The 23,693-nt window shown below is 42.4% G+C and carries 15 protein-coding genes, 1 pseudogene and 1 riboswitch; of the genes and pseudogenes, 3 read left to right on the top strand and 13 right to left on the bottom strand.

Going from position 1 to position 23,693, the window contains the following annotated elements; translation table 11 throughout:
• Positions 1–57: 57 nt before the first annotated feature.
• The 11 genes and pseudogenes from I8752_RS35610 to I8752_RS35560 form a co-directional block, all read right to left on the bottom strand.
• Positions 58–810, bottom strand: a complete 753-nt coding sequence (locus tag I8752_RS35610) for a peptidylprolyl isomerase (protein WP_214436852.1) — start codon at positions 808–810, stop codon at positions 58–60.
• Between the two features lie 215 nt (positions 811–1,025).
• A complete protein-coding gene (locus tag I8752_RS35605; RefSeq protein ID WP_214436851.1) occupies positions 1,026–5,393 on the bottom strand; it encodes an ELWxxDGT repeat protein in 4,368 nt (1,455 codons plus the stop codon).
• A 233-nt stretch (positions 5,394–5,626) separates the two neighbouring features.
• Complete coding sequence (locus I8752_RS35600) at positions 5,627–9,631, bottom strand: ELWxxDGT repeat protein (protein WP_214436850.1); 4,005 nt, start codon at positions 9,629–9,631, stop codon at positions 5,627–5,629.
• 257 nt (positions 9,632–9,888) lie between these two features.
• The gene (locus tag I8752_RS35595) at positions 9,889–10,527 is read right to left on the bottom strand and encodes a PEP-CTERM sorting domain-containing protein (RefSeq protein ID WP_214436849.1); all 639 of its coding nucleotides are present in this window, start codon (positions 10,525–10,527) and stop codon (positions 9,889–9,891) included.
• Positions 10,528–11,556: 1,029 nt separating this feature from the next.
• Positions 11,557–11,994: a TOBE domain-containing protein gene (locus tag I8752_RS35590; protein ID WP_214436848.1), complete on the bottom strand. Its 438-nt coding sequence runs from the start codon at positions 11,992–11,994 to the stop codon at positions 11,557–11,559.
• Between the two features lie 588 nt (positions 11,995–12,582).
• Positions 12,583–13,098: pseudogene (locus I8752_RS35585) on the bottom strand (MFS transporter); the annotation flags it as partial.
• Between the two features lie 10 nt (positions 13,099–13,108).
• Complete coding sequence (locus I8752_RS35580; RefSeq protein WP_214436847.1) at positions 13,109–14,821, bottom strand: DUF190 domain-containing protein; 1,713 nt, start codon at positions 14,819–14,821, stop codon at positions 13,109–13,111.
• 13 nt (positions 14,822–14,834) lie between these two features.
• Positions 14,835–15,038: a hypothetical protein gene (locus tag I8752_RS35575; protein ID WP_214436846.1), complete on the bottom strand. Its 204-nt coding sequence runs from the start codon at positions 15,036–15,038 to the stop codon at positions 14,835–14,837.
• Between the two features lie 71 nt (positions 15,039–15,109).
• Positions 15,110–15,185: riboswitch (Fluoride riboswitch) on the bottom strand.
• Between the two features lie 112 nt (positions 15,186–15,297).
• Positions 15,298–16,632: a fumarylacetoacetase gene (gene fahA / locus I8752_RS35570; RefSeq protein ID WP_214436845.1), complete on the bottom strand. Its 1,335-nt coding sequence runs from the start codon at positions 16,630–16,632 to the stop codon at positions 15,298–15,300.
• Positions 16,629–17,507, bottom strand: a complete 879-nt coding sequence (locus I8752_RS35565; protein WP_214436844.1) for a hypothetical protein — start codon at positions 17,505–17,507, stop codon at positions 16,629–16,631. Before I8752_RS35565 ends, fahA begins: the two co-directional genes overlap by 4 nt.
• Positions 17,508–17,535: 28 nt before the next feature.
• The gene (locus tag I8752_RS35560; RefSeq protein WP_214436843.1) at positions 17,536–18,072 is read right to left on the bottom strand and encodes an Lrp/AsnC family transcriptional regulator; all 537 of its coding nucleotides are present in this window, start codon (positions 18,070–18,072) and stop codon (positions 17,536–17,538) included.
• 227 nt (positions 18,073–18,299) lie between these two features.
• Between I8752_RS35560 and hppD the strand changes: the two genes are divergently transcribed.
• From hppD to I8752_RS35545, 3 genes are all read left to right on the top strand, one after another.
• Entirely contained in the window at positions 18,300–19,400 is a 1,101-nt protein-coding gene (gene hppD / locus I8752_RS35555) for a 4-hydroxyphenylpyruvate dioxygenase (RefSeq protein WP_225896121.1), read from the top strand.
• A 179-nt stretch (positions 19,401–19,579) separates the two neighbouring features.
• Entirely contained in the window at positions 19,580–20,761 is a 1,182-nt protein-coding gene (locus I8752_RS35550; protein ID WP_214436842.1) for a homogentisate 1,2-dioxygenase, read from the top strand.
• A 91-nt stretch (positions 20,762–20,852) separates the two neighbouring features.
• Positions 20,853–21,767 (top strand): hypothetical protein, encoded by a 915-nt coding sequence (locus I8752_RS35545; RefSeq protein WP_214436841.1) that lies wholly within the window; start codon positions 20,853–20,855, stop codon positions 21,765–21,767.
• A gap of 432 nt (positions 21,768–22,199) precedes the next feature.
• Here I8752_RS35545 and I8752_RS35540 read toward each other — a convergent pair whose 3' ends face one another.
• Together I8752_RS35540 and I8752_RS35535 are read right to left on the bottom strand one after the other, a co-directional pair.
• Complete coding sequence (locus I8752_RS35540) at positions 22,200–22,526, bottom strand: hypothetical protein (protein ID WP_214436840.1); 327 nt, start codon at positions 22,524–22,526, stop codon at positions 22,200–22,202.
• A 125-nt stretch (positions 22,527–22,651) separates the two neighbouring features.
• Positions 22,652–23,611, bottom strand: coding sequence for an orange carotenoid-binding protein (locus I8752_RS35535; RefSeq protein WP_214436839.1), 960 nt, complete (start codon positions 23,609–23,611; stop codon positions 22,652–22,654).
• Positions 23,612–23,693 lie beyond the last annotated feature (82 nt).

Below are 23,693 nucleotides of genomic sequence, written 5' to 3'. Positions count from 1 at the left end.
CCCTCATCTCCCTCATCTCCCTCATCTCCCTCATCTCCCTCATCCCCGATATGTCTCTTAACCTGAAACTTGATTGACATCCGATTCAGTTGACAAAGACGCGATTTGCTTTCTTTGTTCCTGTAGCCAAGTTTCAAATAGTTCATTCATTAGACGCACTTTCATCGATTCGTCTAGTTGGGCGGGGATAAATTTCTCCAATCGCAAAATCACAAACCACTCAGCAATGCGAGTGGGGGGTAACACCTGATTTGGTTGGCTGCTAGAAAGCAGTTGTACCATTGCTGGATGCAGGGAATTTAGTTCGATTGGCCCGACTAACCCACCAGTTTGGGCTTCTGGGCCTTGGGAATATTCCCGTGCGACATCTGCAAAAGACTGTTCTTTTGCCTGAATGCGGAAGTAAAGTTCTTGGGCAATGCCTATATCTTGAGTTCGCAGCAGCGAATAAATCACTTTGTCCAGTTTTCCCTTAGACTGAAAAAAGTAGGATTCTAATTTGTGACCCCAAGTAGCTTGCTTGAATTTTTCCAGTTTCAACTTACGCTGCATAATAGTTTCTAGTTGACTGACACTCAGACTGTGATAAGCCATCCATGCTTGAATATCGGCTTCTTGTGTCAACTGCTTTTCAGCGTAAAACTGCTTTTGAGCGTAGGCTACTTCTTCAGGGGTACACTCTATTGATGCGATCGCCTCATCGATAATTAACTCCCGCAGCAATTGCGGCAGCATTTGGTAACTAGCTAGTAAAGGAATCAGTTCGCTAGCCTTAATTGTCCGGTTGCCGATTTGGAGTACTTCAGTCATTATCTCTTAGGCATAGTATCTGCTTATTTTTGCGCTCTTTGCTTGGAGATGCAAAGCAGCTATGGAACAGCTATCTGTTATAGCCTTAAAATTTTAATTTTAAAAATATACAGTTTATGTGAAATTTTAACGCAGATTATACTTAGTTAGCCCAAAGGTGAAAAATGCCTTGAGGCGATTTCTTGTGACTCGCCTCAAGCAATCAGTTAACAAATCTAGAACACAAAGTTATTGGTGTTGTTCATTTGTTGTGGAGTGATGTTATCTAACTCAATAAAGTTTCTGAAAACAGCATTACCAAGTGTGCCATCGCGGTCAATTTGCAAAATCGTACTATTAGCTGTTTTTCCTTGTACTAGCCGCACATAGCCATCGGCTATGGCATTGCTGCCGTTATAACCACCAGTTACAAGGCTATCTAGCAACTGGGTGAGTACGATTTTGTCTTCACCAACGATAAAATCGGTGATGCGTTGACCGACTTCCTTGATGCTGGTGTAAACAAACTCATCATTTCCTGCACCACCCGTGATAGTTTTGCTACCAGTACCGCCAACAATGCGATCGCTGCCAGCAGTCCCGACTAATGGGTCACGGCTACCACTGCCGTTGATTACATTGAATTGGTCGATAATGGTGACAGTGGCAGATGTTTGAGATGCATCTATGTCATAGTCGCTTCCCGTAGCGAGTGTAAGAGTGACAGTTTCGCTACCTTCTGCTGTACCGTCATCTACAGGTGCGATCGCGATATCTACAAAAGATTGACCTGCGACAATGCCAGCAATACCTGTAAGTTGGGTGTAGTCACTACCATTATTCGCACTACCACTAATAGTGTATTTAACAGCTAGAGCAGTATCTATATTACCAGTGCGGCTGATACGAAAGGTGGCTGCGTAATTGCCAGCTTCAACGGCGTTGCTATTGGTGGCGGTAATGCTGGCTGTAGGGATAACTGGGTTTGTGTTCAATGCCCACAACTCATAACCGTTAATGCCATCGTCGGCATTAAAATAGAGGGTGTCATTGACAAGGGTCAGCTCGGAGGGAGCAGAACTACCGATACCAGGATTGATATCTTGAACCAGGACAGTACCTTCTTGTGTGCCATCACTCCTCCACAATTCAATACCGTGAGTGCCGTCATTAGCCGTGAAATAGAGAGTGCCGTTAACATTAATCAGCTCATTGCTATAAGAGGAAAAGGAGGGGCCAGGGATGTAATTATTAGTGGAACTACCAGAACCTGGGTTAATATCTTTGACCAGGACAGTACCAGCAGTTGTACCATCACTTTTCCATAACTCTGCACCATGGATGCCGTCATCAGCAAAGAAATAGAGAGTGTCGTTGACTTGAATCAGGTTGGTGTTGTAATCGTCGTCATAATTAATAGCAGAGCTCGGGTTAATATCTTTGACTACGACAGTACCTGCTTCTGTACCATCGCTTTTCCATAATTCTTTACCGTAGGCAGCGTCGTCAGCAATGAAATAAAGAGTGTCATTGAAGTTGGTAAAGTTGGAGAAAGCAGAAATGTTAGAATCAGGTTTTGCGTTGATGTCTTTGACTCTGACAGTACCCGTTTCTGTGCCATCGCTTCTCCATAACTGATAGCTGTTGATATTGCCAACAATGAAAAACAGAGTGCCGTCAACGTTTGTCAGATTATTCAAATATAAGTAATCACCAGTGAAGCCTTTAAGTTGGACAGTGCCTGCTTCCGTGCCATCACTTTTCCACAACTGTGTTTTATTGTTACCGTCATTAGCAACAAAATAGAGAGTGCCGTTGACATTGGTCAGGTTGTAAGGACTGATGCCTTTTTTAACTAGGATAGTACCAGTAGCAGTACTATCGCTTTTCCACAAGCCTCCAAAGTCATAGGTGCTGTTAAAAGCCTGGAAGTAGAAGATACCATTAACCTCGGTCGGATTGAAGTCAGAGGAGCCAACAGAAAGATAACCACCAGACACTGGGATAGCGAAGGTTCCGTCAGCTGTACCATCGCTTTGCCACAATCGATCAAAAATGTAAATACCATCATCACCTTTAACGTCAGCTGCAAAAAAGAGAACGCCGTTAACGTTGTTCAGCGAGCCAGATTCATTGTATAAAAAACTATCATCATATCCTGGGTTAATGTCTTTGACCAACACAGTACCAGCTTCAGTACCATCGCTCTTCCACACTTCTCTACCGTGAGTGCCGTCATTAGCAGTGAAGTAGAGGATGCCACCGACGTTGGTCAGACCGGAGGGTTCGGAGGTACTATTACCAAGCAGAATATCCTTCACCAGGTATGGTTGAGCTACTACTGCGGTGCTGGCATCGTCAGCAACGATCGCACTAGCCGCGACGTAAGATGTATCTACAGCATAGTCAGGTTGGGTAAACAAAGTTAAAGTGACAGTTTCGCTGCCTTCCCTGTAAATATCATCTACTGGGGTAACGGTAAGGTCTACAAACGATTCACCAGCAGCAATGGTGATAGTCTCGGTGAGTTGGTTGTAATCGCTACCACTGTTAGCAGTGCCGCTAATAGTATATTTGACAGTCAACGCAGTACTGGTATCGCCAGTGCGGCTGATACGGAAGATGGCTGGGTCATTGCCAGCTTCAGCGGCGTTAGCATCGATCGCAGTAATACTAATAACAGGGCTGACTACAGGAGGGACAATTTCCAATGCCCACAATTCATTACCTTTGATGCCGTTATCTGCAATGAAGTAAAGCTTGCCGTTGGCGTAAGTCAAGTTGTCAGGACTGGAACTACCAGACCCAGGATTGATATCTTCGACTAAAACAGTGCCAGCAGTAGTGCCATCGCTTTTCCACAACTCAAGACCGTGCGTGCCATCATCAGCAGCAAAATAAAAGATACCATTGACGTTGAAAAAGTTGGAAATATTGTTGCTATAGTTACTACCACCAATTCCTGGGTTGATGTCTTTGACCAAGACAGTGCCAGCAGTAGTGCCATCGCTTTTCCACAACTCAAGACCGTGGATGCCGTCATCAGCAAAGAAATAGAAAGTGCCGTTGATGTTGGTCAAAGTAAAAGCAAGATCGCGGTAATCAGAATTGGAACTACCAGAGCCTGTGTTGATATCTTTGACTAGAACTGTGCCAGCAGTAGTGCCATCGCTTTTCCACAATTCTCTACCGTGAGTGCCATCGTCAGCAAAAAAATAGAGATTGCCGTTAAAGTAGGTCTGATAAGTTGGATAGGAACTATTAGATCCTGGATTGATGTCCTTTATTTGAACGGTGCCTTGGGTCGTGCCATCACTTTTCCATAATTCAATACCGTTTACGCCGTCATAATAGCCAGCATTAAAGTATACTGTATCGTTAACATTTATCAGGGACAACAAGTATGTCCCATATTCAACATAGTTTGGGATGTTTTCGACCAGCAGGACTGTGCCATCTGGAGTACCATCGGTCTTCCACAATTGAGACGGCGCTCCCTCGATGTCGGAAACTCTCAAATAGAAGATGCCGTTGGAGTTTACTGAAGATGTGGTCAAAGTCAAACTAGGAGCAGTGCCACTACCACCATTAGGGTTGAGGTCTTTGACTAAGGCTGTGCCTGCTTCTGTGCCATTGCTTTTCCACAATCGTATGTTGAATTTGTCGAAACTAACAATGAAATAAAGGGTGTCGTTGACACTTGTCAGTAAGTTAAGAGAGGGTGAGTCGGAATAATAGTAGCCGAAACGCTCAACTTGCACTGTACCAACAGTAGTACCATCGCTTTTCCATAACCCATAGCCAAGGCCATCATCGGCAGCAAAATAGAGAGTGCCGTTGACGTTGGTCAAATCATAGTGACCATTGTAGTAATTAGCGCCAGTATAAATGTCCTTGACTAAAACAGTGCCAGTGGCAGTGCCATCACTTTTCCACAACTCTCTACCATAGGTGCCGTCATCAGCAATGAAATAGAGAGTACCGTTGACGTTGATTAGCTCACTGGGAGAGGAACTATTAGACCCTAGTTGAATGTCTTTGACCAGGTAGGGTTTAGCCAATACTGCCTCATATGCCTCTAAAGTTGCCGACTCAAAGGCAAGCACAGCAGTAGCGTTTTTGGATGTCACTTCTAGTTCCCAGTTTCCCCCGAAGGCGGCACTACCTGTCTTGTTATTAGATGCCAACACTGTAGCGCCTGTTAACTCAGCCAAGCGCTGCACAAATGTTTTACCTAACGGTGTTTGAGCAACATCGCAACCATACAATAATATTTGAGCATCATTACTTAAAGCTTTTGCCCAATCAATTAATTGCACAGCATAGCTGTTGAGGGTATGTTGCCCTAGTTGTACGTTGCCCAGATAAACTAGTCCTGGTGCGCCATGAGAGACAATATGCAGGCTAGTGATTCCTGACCTTGTTGCCAATACTGCGCTTATTTCTTCTACCCCATCCTCATGCGCGTTCAAGACAATAACTTCTGTATCTCTTAGAACAGCTGCTACTAAGCTTTGATAGTCCTCGACTGTGGGATCGATGAAGACAATGCGACTTTGAGAGATATTCGCTGGCGAAAATTGGGATTGTTGAGTATTTTCCATGTTTCAAGTATTGAGTGTGGTAATTTTAATACTTGTTGTTTGTAGTGTAGAATGCTACAAAGACGGCAATATCTATCTATAGAAAGATGATTTTTCTTAAGATTTTTTGAGTGAATGCTTGGCGACAAGCCGTTAAATGTCTAGGTCATTATTGCCAAATCAAGCACATATTAAAAAATACCAGAGGCTTGCTGCCAGACAATACCTCTGGCAAGTAACATCAGCGAATGAACTTAGAACACAAAGTTATTGGTGTTGTTCATCTGTTGTGGAGTGATGTTATCTAACTCAATAAAGTTTCTGAAAACAGCATTACCAAGTGTGCCATCGCGGTCAATTTGCAAAATCGTACTATTAGCTGTTTTTCCTTGTACTAGCCGCACATAGCCATCGGCTATGGCATTGCTGCCGTTATAACCACCAGTTACAAGGCTATCTAGCAACTGGGTGAGTACGATTTTGTCTTCACCAACGATAAAATCGGTGATGCGTTGACCGACTTCCTTGATGCTGGTGTAAACAAACTCATCATTCCCAGCACCACCCGTGATAGTTTTGCTACCAGTACCGCCAACGATGCGATCGCTGCCAGCAGTCCCGATTAATGGGTCGTGACTACCATTGCCATTTATGACATTAAAATCATTAGTGTCCAATGCCCACAATTCTCGACCTTGGATGCCATCGTTAGCGGTGAAATAAAGTGTTCCATCGACGTTTATTAGGTCGGAGGGGTCGGAACTATCAGACCCCAGATTGATATCCTTAACTAAGACAGTCCCAGCAGTAGTACCATCGCTTTTCCACAACTCTCTACCGTGGATACCGTCGTTGGCAACGAAATAAACTTTACCATTGACATTAGTTATCAAAGATAGTTCGTAGTAATCGTTAGTAACAAAACTACTTGATGATCCAGGATTAATGTCTTTAACTAAAACGGTGCCAGCAGTAGTACCATCACTTTTCCACAATTCATAACCATGAGTACCGTCATCAGCGATGAAATAGAGGATACCGTTGGCATTTGTCAATGATTGAGGTGAGGAACTATTGGGAAAAGTTTCTCCAGAGGCAGTAGTAACCACTCCAGGATTGATATCTTTGACTAAGACAGTGCCAGCAGTGGTACCGTTGCTTTTCCACAACTCAAAACCATGAGTGGGGTCGTAGGCTCTAAAATAGAGGGTGTTGTTGACGCTTGTCAAATTTGTGGGATAACGTCTATAAGTATCGTCAAAATCATGTAGATTAATGTCTTTAACTAAGACAGTACTAGCAGCGGTGCCATTGCTTTTCCACAACTCTTTACCGTGAGTGCCATCATCACCAACAAAATAAAGAGTGCCGTTAACATTTGTCAGATCGGAAGCACCAATATTTTTGATTTTGGTAGTGCCAGCAGTAGTGCCATTACTCTTCCATAAACCACCAGCAGTAAAGTACAAAGTATCGTTGACAGCAGTGAGTTCAAAATTACTAGAGCTTGTAGGAATATCTTTAACTAAGACAGTGCCAGCAGCAGTACCATCGCTTTTCCACAAACTTTCATCAGAATTACTTACAGAAGGAGCAACAAAAAAGAGAGTACCTTTGAAATCTGTCAGATTCGAGTCAGAATTGGAAATATAAATGTCTTTGACCAGGACAGTACCAGTTTCTGTGCCATCACTCTTCCATAATCCAGAGATACCAGAGATATATGAGTCGGAGTAGAAATAGAGAGTATTGTTAACCTTTGTCAAGTCATACGAGCTAGAACCAGAAGATCCAGGCTCGATGTCTTTGACCAGAACAGTACCAGTCTCTGTACCATCACTTTTCCACAATTCTCTACCATGGACACCATCTTCAGCAAAGAAATAGAGAATACCGTTGAAGTCAGCCGCGTAATTGGAATAGAAATCAGTAGAGCCTGTATACCCAGGGAAGATGTCTTTGACTAGGTAAGGTTGAGGGACTACTGCGGTAGTGGGATCGTCAGCAATGACAACAGTGGCAGCACTATCAGATGTATCTACATCGTAGTCAGGTTGAGTAGAGAGGGTGAGAGTTACAGTTTCGTTACCTTCCTTAAGAATATCGTCTACTGGGGTGACAGTGATATCGACGAAGGATTGACCTGGGGCGATCGCCACAGTATTGTTGAGTTGGTTGTAGTCAATACCGTTAGTAGCAGTGCCAATGATAGTATATTTTACAGTCAGGGCAGTACTAACATCACCAGTGCGGCTGATACGGAAGATACCTGGCTTATTGTTAGCTTCGGCAGCGTTGGCATCCGTAGCAGTAATGCTGACTATAGGGTTAACAATGGCAGGGTTAGTATTCAACGCCCATAATTCTCTGCCGTTAATACCGTCATCAGCATTGAAATAGAGAATGTCGCCTACATTTGTTAGCTCGGAGATACTGGAACTATTGGTTCCAAAATTGATATCTTTCACTAAGGCAGTGCCAGCAGTAGTTCCATCGCTTTTCCACAACTCATCACCGTGGATACCATCGTTAGCAGTGAAATAAAGAATACCGTTAACGTTTCTGAAGTTGGATGGCAGAGAACTTGCTGACCCTGAATTGATGTCTTTGATTAAGACAGTGCCACTTTCTGTACCATCACTTTTCCATAACTCTATGCCGTTAGTGCCGTCATCAGCTGTGAAATAAAGGATACCGTTAACTTCAATCAGCGGAAAGCTATAATCGGATGGAAGGCTATAGGATGTGTCGTAAAGAGAACTACCAGACCCTGGTTTGATATCTTTAACCAAAACAGTGCCAGCAGTAGTGCCATCGCTTTTCCACAACTCTTCACCGTGGGCATCATCATAAGCACTAAAATAAAGAGTGCCGTTGACGTTTGCCACATTTGTTGCATAGTTGTAATTTTCAATGCTAAAGCTTTTAACTACTACAGTGCCAGTCTCTGTACCATCACTTTTCCACAACTCACTGTTATAACCTTCAGAATTTTCATTATCAACAAAGAAATAGAGCGTGCCGTTAATATTTGTGAGATTGTAGAACGCGGTGCTATAAAATCCTGCAATTAGGACTGTACCTGCTGTAGTACCATCGCTTTTCCATAACTCGTATTTATATTCGTCAAAGTCAACACTAAAGTAGAGTGTATCGTTAACGCTTACCGATGATGTGATGGCATAGTATTTTATGTCTGGATAAAGTTCTTTGAGTAGAAAAGTGCCTGCTTCTGTACCATCACTCTTCCACAAATCATCATGGTGAAAGGGGTTAGGAATAGAGAAATAGAAGTTACTGTCAGTCTTTGTCAGTGGTACAGGAGGATTATCAGCGCTGGAGATATAATCAATTGGTACGGTGCCAGCATTAGTACCATCGCTTTTCCACAAGTAAATATTATCTATGTAGCCTTCCTCACCAGAACTGACAGGAGTGAAGAAGTAAAGGACACCTTCAAAGTTTATCAGTCCGTAGGGAGCATAATATGGCGCACTATCTGGGTTACTAAAAGGATAAATGTTTTTAACTAAAACAGTGCCTGCTTCTGTGCCATCGCTTTTCCATAATTCATCACCAGAGCCATCATTAGCGATGAAATAAGCAATTCCATCGACGTTTACTACATAAGAAGAAAGCTCATTAAAATATGAACTTTGAGGAATAGAGCTACCAGACCCTGGGCTGATATCTTTCACTAGGTATGGTTGAGCTAGCACTGCCCCATACGCTTCCAAAGTCGTGGGTTTAAAGGCAAGGGTAGCAGTGCTAGTTGCGGTTGTTACTTCCAGTTTCCAGTTTCCCCCTTTTGCTGCACTGCCTGTCTTGTCGTCTGATGCGAACACAACAGCCCCAGTCAATTCGCTTAGTTGCTGCACAAATGCCCTGCCTAACTGAGTTTGAGCAACATCGCAACCATACAGTAATATCTGTGCATCAGTACTCAAAGCTTTGGCCCAATTTATTAATTGTCCAGCATAATGATTCAGGGTGTGTTGCCCTAGTTGAGCATTACCCAAGTACATTTGTCCTGGTGCGCCGTGGGAGACAATATGCAAACTGGTGATTTCAAATTTAGTTGCTAGCAATTCACTGATTTGTTCTACTCCATCACGCTGGGTATTTAAGATGAAAACTTCTGTATCAGGGAGTACACCTGCTACTAAGCTTTGATAGTCTTCAACTGTAGGGTCAATGAATACCAAGCGGCTTGAAAGGCTTTGTCTGTTGAGTAATTGTAGTGTTTGAGTGTTTTTCATGACGGTTTTCTCAATTAGTAGGAAAAATAATTGATTAATATCGTTTTTGACAGTAATCAGACTTTTTTCAAGAGCAATTCTTAATTTCAGCGCTCAATATCTTCGCCAATTTTTTATAGCGATCGCAATTGCTGGTTAAATTTAGTAAAAGCGATCGCAGTTGCTCTAATATTCAGTACTGCGATCGAGAATTTAAACTTGTATGTGCAAACTCTGATAATTTTGAACTCACATTCCACTTACCAGTGATGCCATCTTTAAACACCACTAGATGCCGACTTTTTCCGACCAAAACGCCGCCGCATACCGACACCAAAACTCAGCGCTGTCAAAGAACCCAAAATAGTCATTGGTTCGGGAACTGCGTCTAGCTTGGCATTACTCACTATTAATTGCGAAGCACCAATTGCATCGTCTACATCGACAATACCAATGCCGACATTGTAACTACCCGCAGAGGTAAACGAATAGGTAAAAGGAGTGCTTGCAGTCAATGCAATCACTGAATCGTTAATCGTTACAAAAGCACTATCAGCATCGTTAGTCAAGAAAGAGTAATCGAAGTGCAACACATCTCCAACTTTGATATCTGTGAAAGTTTGCTTAATTGCAGAACCTTGGGTAGCACCAAAGGTTGAAGTTGCGGGATCTAAGCTACCAGGAGTAATACTCAGGAAATCTTCTAGGGAACCCGCACCACCACCAGTAGGTGCTGTATCAAAAGTGCCTGAATTTAGGGTCGCCTGAGTTGATGAGATGGGGTTGACATCACCAATTTTGCTCCAAGAACTTAAATTAAGGTTAAAAGCATAGCTTGGGCTAGTTAGCGCTAAACTTCCAAGACTCAATAAGCTAGCTGTACCTGCGGTGATCAGGGAATTTTTGATAGTAATCATGAGATTTTATCTTGTTTTGGAGTGAGCTAAATCGAGAAAAACAGTTAAAAGTCTCCCCAAGCGCAGGCGCGGTTAGGAAAAAACTAGAACGCAAAGTTATTAACGTTGTTCGCTGCTTGTGGGATAACGTTTAGGCATTCGCTTCGTCAGGAATTTTGCCGTGTGGGTATTTTCCATGACGTAATGATTTAGTGATGTTAATGTTGTATTGACATTGACGTTAACTAAGCCATAGAAGCAGCAAGACTTCTGGCAGGATTGTAGTTCTTAAGTTCCAAGTATTTAAGTTAAATTAATAACAATAAAAAAACAAGATAAAAGTTTTTATGTAGAAAATTTTTATTCCAGCTTTACAAATATGAAGAGATGGTGAAGAAGTTTGCCCGATTTCCGCTCAGTACTTCAGTGTATGTAATTACGTAGGCGATCGCAGAACACTTTTACCTTGACATCAAATATTTTTGCTCAGTAGCCAAACTCTCGCCTCTGCATATTTCCAAGTAATACTCGTCTGCATCCCTGACATAGTAGGTACAGAATCGCAATTACAACTGCATAAATAGATGCTTGACGACGATAACCACTTGGTTTAACTGCCGGAAATAGGTTTGCAATTAATTCCTATTGCTTGTGGTTCCGATTTTTAGGAGATATAGCCGTCGCCAGTAGTGTTAGGACATCAACAGACGATCAAACCTAGACACAAAAAGACTTTTCACCCAGTCACCAGTCACCAGTCCCCAGCAATATTTTGATTATTTGCTCACAAGGTGCTGATTTCTTCAATCTTTCAGTTTAAACCTTGTGAGTTTTATGACAATAGCCTCCAATTTTTGAAACATTCTCTAAGGAAAATACAATCGGGAAATTGATCTATTCTATAAATTGAGATGAGTAAACTCAATTTGTTGCTGTCAGTTATGGATGCAAAAGTTACACTTATTTTGTTGTGATATACAATCACGAACACTCGCAAAAATTTACTACAAGCCTGTGACAAAGCAACAAAAAAAGCACTTAGATTTATCTCTATTCCCTTGCTATGACGATATCATTTGATTTAATCACTGCATATGCTTCTGTTCCTTCAGAAAGTTGTAACTCCTCTGCTGACATTCTAGTAATAATTGAGGTTAACTCAACTCTGTGAACAACTTCTATTGTCACCTCACTATTTACAGATCCGGTGACAACTCGTTTAACAATTCCCTTGAGAATATTGCGGGAGCTAACTTTTAGTGGTTTCTTTGGACTAGTAGTTTCTAACTCAGGAGTAGAAACATCTTTTTTTTCCACTTGTATGCTTGGTGACGATGTAGGTGCTGTGTGCTGTTTATTGAGACCGCGCACCAATTCCCGCAGAATTTCAGTCTTAGTGCGCTGAGATTGCTGGCAGAACTCCTCTAGAAGCTTTCGCTCCTCTTCTGATGTTTGAAATGTAATCCATCCTTGTTCTTTTCTTGGCATAATGCTACCAATTCAGTTGGTACATATTAGATTAACGCTTGGTACAATCCTACCAAGCGTTAATCCTTTGAAGAATAATCTATCCAAGTGCGATTTTCCTATAAAAAGACAACAAATTTTTGCCTTGTTTGGCACAGTAATTGCTAGTTGGTTTTGAGCAATTAGCTCGCCATTAATTACACCTGTGTTACAGTATCTTTTCGGTTAGTGAATTTGAGAAATTGTTTGCCATTATCATAAAACACATCAGCAAGTAGTTAATTGCGTAAATTCTTCTCAAATTTTAGCTGAAACTAACGCTACGAGCGATTCGAGGCTTCCAAATCAAAAACACTTAATGCAATGGTTAACAGCAAGCGATGTATTGCAAAAACAGTGAAGGTTTGGTAGAGATGCGACAATTAAGCTTTGGGATGTCAAGAGTGGTGAGTGTCTAGAAACTCTCAAAAGCCCCAGACACTACGAAGGCATGAATATCAATGGCGTTACAGGTGTAACTTTAGCAACTATCACTACTCTCAAAGCATTGGGAGCAACTGAGTACGGGAACTAGTGTAAGAGATATAAAGTAATGTTGGATTTGCTCATTTACACCCGATTCATCTGCCTTTGAACCATTAGCAAGATAGGAATAGCAAGGAGTTGAATGACGATTGAAAACAGAACCAATGTGTTAACCGACCTATCGTATAAAATCCCCATCAAAGCACTGCCGCTAAACCAAGCCAAGCCGTAGCCTGTGTTGAAGATACCAAATGCAGATCCGCGTTTGTCTGCTGGAACCATGCCAGTTACCGCTGCCTTCATAATCGATTCTTGCGCCCCCATACCAATACCCCATAACACCATACCCACAAATGCGATCGCGGAATTTCCCAAAAAGACAAAGGGCGCAAACAGGGAGGATAAAAGCACCGCTAATGTCAAACTCGTAAACCCAATCCAGTCAAACCAACGTCCAAATGCTAAAGCAGCGATACCATCTACACCCATTGCCAAGGCATAAAACAGAGGAATCTGGTCTTGGCTACCAATACTCGCCTGTTGAAAGTGAAAGGCAATCAGGGGGAAGTCTGCATAGCCAGCTGCAACTAGTGCAGTTGCTCTAAAGTCATTACGGTGACAATTCCTCGCATTTTAATAAAACAACTCTTACTTCTTTGAGTTCATCAGTATGTTCATCTAGAAAACTTCGCAGTTTCTCCTCTCGATCGACTAATTCAACGCACTGGGGGAGTTTGTGATGAGGAAATTCATGATGGTCATGATGCAAAGGATCTCCTTTCAAAAATCCCACTGAAACTCGGTGTACTACGACTTGTTCAATGCCAAAATCTTTAGCACGAGCAGCTAAATAATAAGTAAGAGTTGGTGCTGTTAATTTTTGCCAAAATGTTTTTTTAGGTACACGAGAACCAGAATGAAAATACAAACGCAAAACTGTCAAATTGTGCATTGCAATTTCTTCTCCTTGGTGTACAAATCCCCAAAAATGCAGGTCATTAAATAAATGAATTTGTTTTTCAATCTTTTTTTCTACAGTCCGAGCAGATACTTGGGTTTGGCTAGCTAAACTTCGTCCTTCTTGTACAGGCATAAAATGGTATTTGCCTGAGCCAAGGCGTTGTGCGTTATAGATGCCAGCATGACCAGAAAAAAGATAGCTTGCTACACAAGCAATACCAATGAAGACTCCCGATTCTAAACCAAACAGTTCTATTCCCATTAAAGTTGAAGCGATAGGGGTATTTGCTGCTCCACCAAAGACAGCTACAAACCCCATACCTGCAAGTAGTGGTGCAGGTAGAGCTAATATTAAAGACAAAGCATTACCTAATGTTGCACCGATATAAAATAGAGGGGTTACTTCCCCTCCTTTAAAACCTGCTCCTAAAGTCAAAGCAGTAAAAGCTATTTTGGCGGCAAAATCCCAAGGTGGTAACTGGGTGTTAAAAGCATCAACAATTGTAGGAATACCTAGTCCAATGTATTTTGTAGTTCCGACTGCCCAAATAGCCAATGCTACAATCAGGCCACCAACAGCAGGACGTAAAGGAGGGTAAGAGATTTTTTCTTGAAAAATGTGGCTGATTTTGTGAGTCAGCTTGGCAAAAATCATCGCTACTATTCCAAAGATTGCGCCAGCGACAATTGCCGAAATCAGCCCTATTACTGTGACTGTTGGGATAATGGGTGCATGACGATATGCAGTATGATGCAAACCCAACATTAAGGTAACGCGATCGCCTACGACTGCTGCAACTAAACAGGGAAAAAGTGCATCATGTTGGATTTTACCAATAGCTAAAACTTCTAAACCAAAAATGGTTCCAGCTAAAGGAGTGCCAAAAACTGAAGCAAATCCTCCACTTAAACCAGCCATTAATAAAATTCGTCGGTCAGCGTGTTTGAAGTGGAATATCTTTGTCAAGCGATCGGCAAGTGAAGCAGCTATTTGCAGAGCTGTACCTTCACGACCAGCTGAACCTCCAAATAAATGAGTTAGGTCTGTCCCTAGCAAAACTAAAGGAGCCATCCGCAAAGGAATAATATCTTTGGGATGATGAATTTCTTCAAGTAAAAGATTGTTTCCTGCCTCTACCCGTTTGCCAAACTGATGATAAATCCAACCGCTAAAGAAGCCACCTAGCGGTAATAATGCAATTATCCAAAGATGGGATTCTCGCCAATTTGTTGCCCATTCCAAAGATGCCAAAAGAGCAGCAGAACCTATGCCCGAAAAAATACCAACCACAAAGGAGATAATTAACCATTTGCTGAGTTGAGGTAAAGCAATTAACTGCTCTAACTGGCGTAATTTATTCATATCCAAATTACTGTTATTTTAGGTATGCCAGCAAAATAAGGCTGCAATTAGTTGAGTCAACAGCTATTTGACTGCTATAGAAAGGACAGTCTGCGATCGCCTCAATTATGATTGCTACCCAAGCAGCCCAAGCTAAAATTATTTCGGTAGTTTCTAAAAATCGAATCTTAATTATTCTGAAGCTTTTTTTGAAAATTACTAAAAAAATTCCGCCCATTTTATTTATTCCAACTTGACTGATAGTTGTTAGCTCTTACTACCTACTTTTTGACAGCAGGTTAATGCAGTATTGAACTAGAAACTATCAGCCACAAGGGCGGTTTTCTGGTTGTTCCAGAAGGCGAGTTTCATCACCAATATTCTTGTAATACCAAAGTCTTTACTAACTTGTCAAGAGATCGGATCCCAAAGTGGTTTTTTCATCTGTCCTTGGTTTTTGAACGTCTACACAAGTGTTTTGGTTCATGCAATCCTCCTTATGGGGTGAATATAGAGTTTTTAACAGCATTTAAGATCGTGCCTCGGCACTCTCCAAAACCTATCCTGACATGGCCTTGTTTTTCACAATAGCCGCGCAAGATAATTTCATCGCCATCGCATAGAAAAGACCGCATTTCCCCAGTTGGTAGTTGAACTAACTGAGTACCACGTTGAGTAATTTCTAACAGGCATCCTTGTGAGTCTTTTTCCGGGCCTGAGACTGTTCCACTAGCTAGTAAATCGCCAGAACGGAGGTTGCAACCGTTACTCGTGTGATGGGCGAGCATTTGCGCTACTGTCCAATACATCTGCTTAAAAGACCCACAACTCAAGCGAAACGGTGTCATCCCCACTGCACGCATCTGGGCTGAACGTAGCAGCACTTCAACTTTGATATCGATACCGCCTATTTCAGTATTTAATGAGGAAGAGAGATAAGGTAGTGGTGCGGGGTCGTTCTCAGCACGTTCTAAAGCGGAACAGCGGAAGGGTGCTAGAGCTTCTAAAGTTACCACCCAAGGCGAGATAGTGGTGGCAAAACTCTTGGCTAAGAAGGGGCCGAGGGGTTGGTATTCCCAAGCTTGAATATCTCGTGCTGACCAGTCATTTACCAAACACAGACCAAAAATATGTTCTTCAGCCTTGTCTAGATGAATGGGCTGTCCTAACTCATTCCCGCTACCAATAAAAAATCCAACTTCTAATTCATAGTCCAACATCTGAGTAAATTCAAAGCTGGGGGCTGAAGCTTGAGGTTTTTTTATCTGACCTTGAGGACGCGCAATAGCAGTATTGCTAGGTACGATTGAGGAGGCGCGTCCGTGGTAGGCAATGGGAACATATTTATAGTTAGGTAAAAGTGGATTGTCAGGACGAAACAACTTGCCGACATTGGTAGCATGGAAAATTGAGGCGTAAAAATCTGTGTAATCACCAATGGTAGTAGGTAATAAAAGGTCAACGTCAGACATGGAAATGAGCGTTGCTTGTGCTTCTTGCGGTTGCTCGTTTCTTCGTAGCAACTGGCTGATATGATTTCGTAACAACGATGTCGCCTCACTCCCCATCATCATGATTTGAGTTAAATTAGGCGCTGCACAGGCTATTTGCAAATTTTCTGGAAGTTGTTGCAGTAGTCCAGCTTTGTAACAAAGGGATAAATCTAAAATTTGGTCGCCAATAGCAACCCCGATACGTGAAGGTTCGTTGCTATTTGGCGATCGCATCACGCCAAACGGTAAATTTTGAATTGGGAAATCTGTATCTGGCTGATTCGCAGATTCTACCCAACTTTGTAAATTTGGGTCGTGGGTAGCATTTAAACGGCTCATAGTAGTTTCAACTCCTGAAGGTTGTCTATCGGTTCTTCAAACGAGCAGGAACCAAAAGAGCGGAAGAAGCGTTGTCGAGCCTGCTCAATCTCTGCAATATTGAGTTGATAATCGCCCCAAGTAATAGCGTTATCTGTAAAATAAAAGCTGTTGCTGGCATCTTGGAGAACTTCTAACGCTGCTTGGGGAGTGACTTTTTGCCAATAAACTAATGCTGCCATGACTGCAACATTCAAGAAGCCATGCATTAGAGTCGAGGGGCTATCTGGTTCGTATGTGATGCAATAATTACCCGGTAATGGATGATGCAAGCCTGCGGTTGCTTTAAAAGGAACTTGAGCTTCAGCAAACGCTAAAATGCCCAAAAAAAGTTGGGTGACAGTAGGAAAAGCTTCTACGGTCATTCCGCCCGTGCGAATTTTTGCCGATGCTTTGGTATTTTTTAGCACTGCTAAATATGGCTTCAGGTCTTCCTTCAGTGGGATTTCAAAAAATACTTCTAAATTCTCAGTTAAATGAGGAATGACTTTTTCTATTTCTATGGGGGAAAGTATAGGAAATTCTAAAGAAGTGACAGCGATGTGATTTTTGCTATGGCGTAATTGCAGCGAATGCACTATTTCTAACTCTGATTTCCAATTGTTTGAAATAATTAGACTAAGCGATCGCTGCTTTAAATCTAATGTTGGCACAATAGTTGTAAACTCGTGCAACCGAGACACTGGCAGCACAAAGTTATTCAGCATCCAACTGTAAGGTGTCGATTGATACTTTGCATAATTGACTATAGCTGCTTCGATGCCGAGCTTCGCTGGAGGAAACAGTCCGGCATAATCCACAATTGATGCGAGAAGGGTTTTAACTGAGGTATACATAAAGGTTCACCTCTTTAAGGGAAAATTCTTAGCCTAATGGTAGTGATGTTGAAGCTTTGATTTCATTCAAAACAATACTAGTACGCACTTTGTCTACACCTGGAATTTGTGTAATTTTCTCAGTCAGTAATCTTTCTAAATGCTGATGATTGGTGACGACAACTTTTAAGAGGTAATCAAATTCACCAGTGAGATGATGACATTCTAGAACTTCCGGCAACTCCTTTACCCGTTCGCAGAAGTGTCCGACGCATTCAGGTTGATGATGGGCCAGAGTAACTTGTGTAAAGCACAGTAAATCTAAACCTAACGCCTCACGATTGACCAAAGTTACGTAACGGTCAATAAAGCCACTTTCTTCCAGCTTTTTTAGCCTTTTTTGTAGTCCAGGCGCAGTTAGATTAACTTGGCGCGCCAATTCTGTGTGAGTAATGCGGCTGTTCTCTTGCAGAAGGCGCAATATCAATCGGTCTTTTTCATCTAGTTGTTTAACTGGTTCCGAGTTCTTTCCTTTGGTAGTTTGATTTTTAGCCAACTTATATCTCCAGGTATAGTTAGTCAGCATATTTTATGGATAGCTTAGTTAATTATAAATACTAAAAAAGTTATTTAGGTTAATAAAAATTAAAACAAACAAATCAAAAGTTAATTTTTCAATCTTATTAATAACTTTTAGTTAAAAAATGGAACTAAAGCTGCTTTCTTTAAGTCATTATGTACATCAAAAATCGTGGTTCTTCACAAGGTTTATTTTCAGTTATCAACACTTCCTCTGAGTAAGGAGGAATTAAAATGATCGACATGAATGATTTTTGCCCCATAAAGCGCTTTGACCACCTGGAATTCTATGTAGGCAATGCAAAGCAGGCAGCATTGTTTTATTCCAAGTTTTTTGGATTCACCAATACTGCATATCGGGGTTTGGAAACTGGTAGTAGGGAAGTAGCATCCTATGTGATGCAGCAAGAGGATATTTGCTTTGTTTTAAGTACAGCACTATTTCCAGAACATTCCATTTCCCAGAGTGTGCTTAAGCATGGCGATGGAGTTGCCATTGTTGCCTTGGAAGTACCAGATGTTGTGAATATCTATAAAGAAACAACCAAGCAAGGTGCTATAGGAGCTATAGAGCCGACAGAAGAAGAAGACGGATACGGGGTATTACGCTATGCTGCTATCCACGGCTATGGCGACACGCTCATCAAGTTTGTGGAACGAAATGATTATTCTGGGGTGTTTGCCCCTGGCTTCATGCCTTGCCAACAGATTAAAAACAACAATTTTGTCGGACTACATACCATTGACCATATTGTGGGCAATGTCGAACTAGGTATGATGAATCAATGGGTGCAGTTTTTCGCCGAGACGATGGGCTTTAGCTTGTTGGTGCAGTTTGACGAGCAAGCAATTTCCACAGAGTACTCAGCATTGATGTCTAAGGTAATGCAAGACGGCACTGGCAAAATTAAATTACCAATTAACGAGCCAGCCAAAGGTAAACGCCAGTCACAAATTGAAGAATACCTAAAATATAACAACGGCCCTGGGGTGCAGCACATCGCCTGCGCTACCAACAACATTATCGAGACAGTTTCCCTGCTCAAGACAAATGGAGTCGAGTTTCTAGACGTACCCAGAAGCTATTACGAAAACTTAGAAAAACGGGTAGGGAAGATTAATGAACCGATTGAAAAGCTGGCAGAGCTAGGCATCTTAGTAGATAGGGATGAAGATGGGTATTTGCTGCAAATTTTCACCCAACCCGTGCAAGACCGACCAACACTTTTCTTTGAAGTGATTGAGCGGCATGGAGCGCAGGGCTTTGGTGAAGGTAACTTTAAATCTTTGTTTGAGGCCATTGAGCGCGAACAAGCACTGCGCGGGAATCTTTGAAGTAGGCAGGAGTCAGTTGTCAGTTGTCAGTAGTAATTGGGGATTGGTAATTGGTCAGTGGTTAGTGTTATTCTCCCCTGCTCCTCTGCTCCCCTGCTCCCCTGCTCCTCTGCCCCTCTGCTCCTCTGCCCTCTTCTTCCCCAGATCCCCCGATCTTTCAAGTCATAGGAGATGAGAAAATGACTCATTATTATAGATTGGGAAAGATTCCACACAAACGACACACTCAATTTCGTCAACCTGACGGTTCTTTGTATCACGAAGAATTGATGGGGATGCGTGGTTTTTCAGGCGTTCAATCTCTGCTTTACCATTTGCGTCCGCCCACCCAGATACAGAAAATTTTACTCAGAACAACGGCGGACATTTCCTTTGAGGAATCAGGTGTGTTGTGTCATCGCCATCTACGCACAGCGACCATCACACCAGCCAGGGATGCTGTAGAAGCACGTATTCCGCTTTTGTCGAATGCGGATGTTTCTATTTCAGTTGCCCGACCTACTGAAACAATGTCGTACTGGTATCGGTTGGCTCACGGCGATGAGGTAATTTTCATTCATGAAGGTACTGGTATATTGGAGAGCCAGTATGGAAATCTTCGCTATCGTCCAGGTGATTACCTCGTAATTCCTACAGGAGTATTGTGGCGCATCATACCCGATACCAACATTGAGCAGCGAATGCTAATTATTGAGGCAAGCGGACACATCGAGCCACCAGCACGCTACCTCAATCGTTACGGACAATTTCTCGAACACGCCCCCTACAACGAACGCGACATCCGCCCACCGGATGAGTTGGTGACTCATGATGAGGTAGGAGAGTTTGAGGTACGAGTCAAAGAGTGCGAGTATCACAGAAAAGGTTTCAGCCAGCGCATCACCAGCTACTTCTATGGCCATCATCCCCTTGATGTCGTCGGTTGGGATGGCTGCCTCTATCCTTTTGCATTCAATATTGAAGACTTTGAACCCGTTACAGGTCGGATTCACCAACCTCCTCCAGTACATCAAACCTTTGAAGCTCCTGGGTTTGTCTTGTGTTCTTTTGTACCGCGCCTTTTTGATTATCACCCCCAAGCAATCCCTGCCCCATATAATCATTCCAACGTTGATTCAGATGAAGTTCTCTACTACGCTGCGGGTAATTTCATGTCCCGCAAAGGAATTGAACGCGCTTCGCTGACTATTCATCCTAGTGGCATTCCTCACGGCCCTCACCCAGGAATGTACGAAGGGTCGATTGGCAAAGAACGAACTGATGAATTAGCCGTGATGATTGATACATTTCACCCCTTACATTTCACAAACTATGCTGTGCAGTTGGAGGACAAAAACTACGCCTATAGTTGGCTTGCTTAAATAGAAATCAGTTGTCAGTTGTCAGTGTTATTCTCCTCTGCTCCCCTGCCCCTCTGCTTCCCTTTCCCCACTTTTTGAGAGGTGGTTGATTATGACTCAAATTACTACTACTCCAAGAAATTTGACGATTTCGCCACGCATTTACAAACGCTTATGTCGAGGCGAACTCACTCAAGAACAGGTAAATGAATTCCAAAACTTCCTCAGCGAAGTTGACCGAGAATTTTTGCAGCATCGCATTATTACCAACAATGCTTATACTCGCTGGTTCTGCAACGGCACTGCTACAGATGAAGAATTGCGAAACTTCATTCAGCAATTTTCGGTGTTCTCTAATCAGTTCTTGATTGCGGCGTTATTAAAAGCAATCAACTCACCTACGCTTCTACAGTCGCGTACCAGTCGGGAAATATTGCTGAACGAACTGGGCGTGATTTACCGCAAGTCTGAACAACCAATTAGTAATAACATAGCTCAGACAGAGGAGGAAAAAGACCGGGAAGGCGACCCCGAACTAGTCAGCACAGAAGGTACAGTAGACGGCGGTATCTGTCGTTTTCGCGCCGCACATTTTGAATGGCTAATTGGTATTGCTGAAGGATTAGGCTTGCACTACGAAAATATCGGCAAACGCAAGCACGGAAATCCTACAACCTTGCATTTCTGTGACGAACTACAACGCCTCTACGGTAGTGAAGACCCACAAATTGCCGAGGGTGCTAGCTTTGCTGTTGAGAATTGGGCCGCAGCAGGCTTCTGGCAGGAATTAGAGGATGGATTTACACGCATCAAGCAAACACGATATCCACACCTACACCTAGCATTTTTTACTTGGCATAATCGTGTTGAAGCGCAACACGCCGGACACACACTAGAGGAACTTGAAGAAGTTTACTTTCACACAGACTTTGACCAAAGCAAGTTCTTTCAAGGCGGGAGAGAGATTTTGGAAGCTATTGCTGTTTTTTGGGATGGGCTAAACTGCGATCGCCTTAATCAAATATAGCCGTAGTCACATAGGTTAGGACAGTATTGATTGCTCAAAGTCTTTTAGGGGTTAGAGATATTTCACCAGGTATAAAAATATTAGCGTGCCAGGATACTTTAATCCCCTCTTTCTGGAAGTATTGCTCTCGTAATGCACTCACCAAAATTGCGTTCGAGAAATATTGTTTTTCATGCTTTTGTAGCCATAGCACATAGTCAGTTGTGCTTCTGAACGCATCTTCTAAGCCATAGTGCAACCTTCTAAAGCATTTTGAACTTCTTCGAGTGAAAAGTTAACGCCGAGACTTTATACCGAATGTGACAGGTTTTTTAGGTGGCATTGCCTTATGGCAAGATTAGGAATATAAAAAAGCGATCGCTTATTATTTCAGAATAGGTATTTGCCAATTCCAGTATAGCGATCGCAATAATTTTTTTCCAAGTTTAGTCCTTACATACGTGTAAGAGCCACTACTTTGGTCAGCTTATCTTTTTCTAGTCCCTGTAATTCATCAAGATGCAGCCAACCATCTTTGATCAAACTAGCAAAGACAAAGATTAAAACCGAATATCTATAGTCGTATTTTCCATCTATCTCGTGTCTTCTAGCACTTAAGAAATCATGTAACTGCCATATTTCATTAGGCTGTGTCATCACACTAGCTCTTTGGCGAACTTGTTGGATCACAGCCTCAATTTCTCGCTCATAGGCTTTTTCAAAGGCTGCTTTAGCTATCTCTTGCTCGGTCGTAGACCATTCAACTTCACTCACGTGCATTACAAACCTTAAACTTTATGCGGTTACTTATTTTGTCAACGTGTGCCATTTGTTTATAAAAAGAGGAGCGCCCTTGGCTAGAGAGCGCTCACGCAATTCAAGGTATACTTACATGAAGTATTTCTCTAGCGAACCAAGTTTAATAGTTCTTTAGGAGATGCCAGCAAATCAATTGCCACAAAGAAAATTTTGCCTTTAGGATTGAGCAAGAACCGCCAAGCCATATTCATTCCCACAGCAGCACCAAACCACGGAGTTTGTACTTTACCAGTAACTTTGATTTGGGTGTAACCATCTTCTGCGGGTTCAGAAATGCCTCGCTCCGGTATTAATTTGAGGTTTTGGCATTCTTCATTAAAAAATCGCAGAATAGCATCTCTACCAACGATTGGTCTTTGGAAAGGAGGTTGCAGTGCTGCATCAGGCGCAAACAGTTCAATTAATGCCCCAAAGTCATTGGCATTCAGGTTGTTCATGTAACTCAGCACCGTTTCATTATTAATGCCTTCAATGGTGACTTGAGTTCGTTGTGATGCATCTTTGGGAGGAATTACAGGTTCCGAGACTCTGGTGTAGTCGCCTAACTTATTCGGATCGAAGCCCATATCAACTACAGCATTACGTAAGACTGTAATTTGTTGTCCTTGATCTAGTTCTCGGACTGCTTGCAACACTGCTGAGGCATTGGCAGAAAGCTGATAGCCAGCTGGAATCGGCGCAACAATACCTTGATCCATCCATTGTCCAAGTTGATACCAAAAACCTAGTTTGATATTTGGAGTCCAAGTACCATAGGTACGACAAATAGGTGTATCTGCATTGTTTGCTAGATCGCACATCACCTGACTTTGCTCAGGGAAAGTCATTTGCTTAATTTGATTAAGAGTTGCTTCTGCAAATTGCATACTGGCAGCACCTGGAGCAGCAACAGTAATTGTTTTACCCATTTCAAGATAAGCAAACCAAGTCCATGCCAGCTGATCTTCGGCACTGAGTTGCTTAAATCTAGCGATTGTAGCTGGTACAGCATCAGCTGATAGGGTTCCTGGGAAAATACCACGAGCTGAGTCGATCGTAATTGGCATATCTACAGACCTAATTTATTGGATTTACAACGAGCAAAAAGACACAGCCAAGAGCATTTGCAAGCTCTAGCTTCAGTAACTA

This window comes from Dendronalium phyllosphericum CENA369 (assembly GCF_016056275.1).
GTDB lineage: Bacteria > Cyanobacteriota > Cyanobacteriia > Cyanobacteriales > Nostocaceae > Dendronalium > Dendronalium phyllosphericum.
Note: the sequence above shows the minus strand (reverse complement) of the source record. Positions and strands in the feature narration are given on the sequence as shown.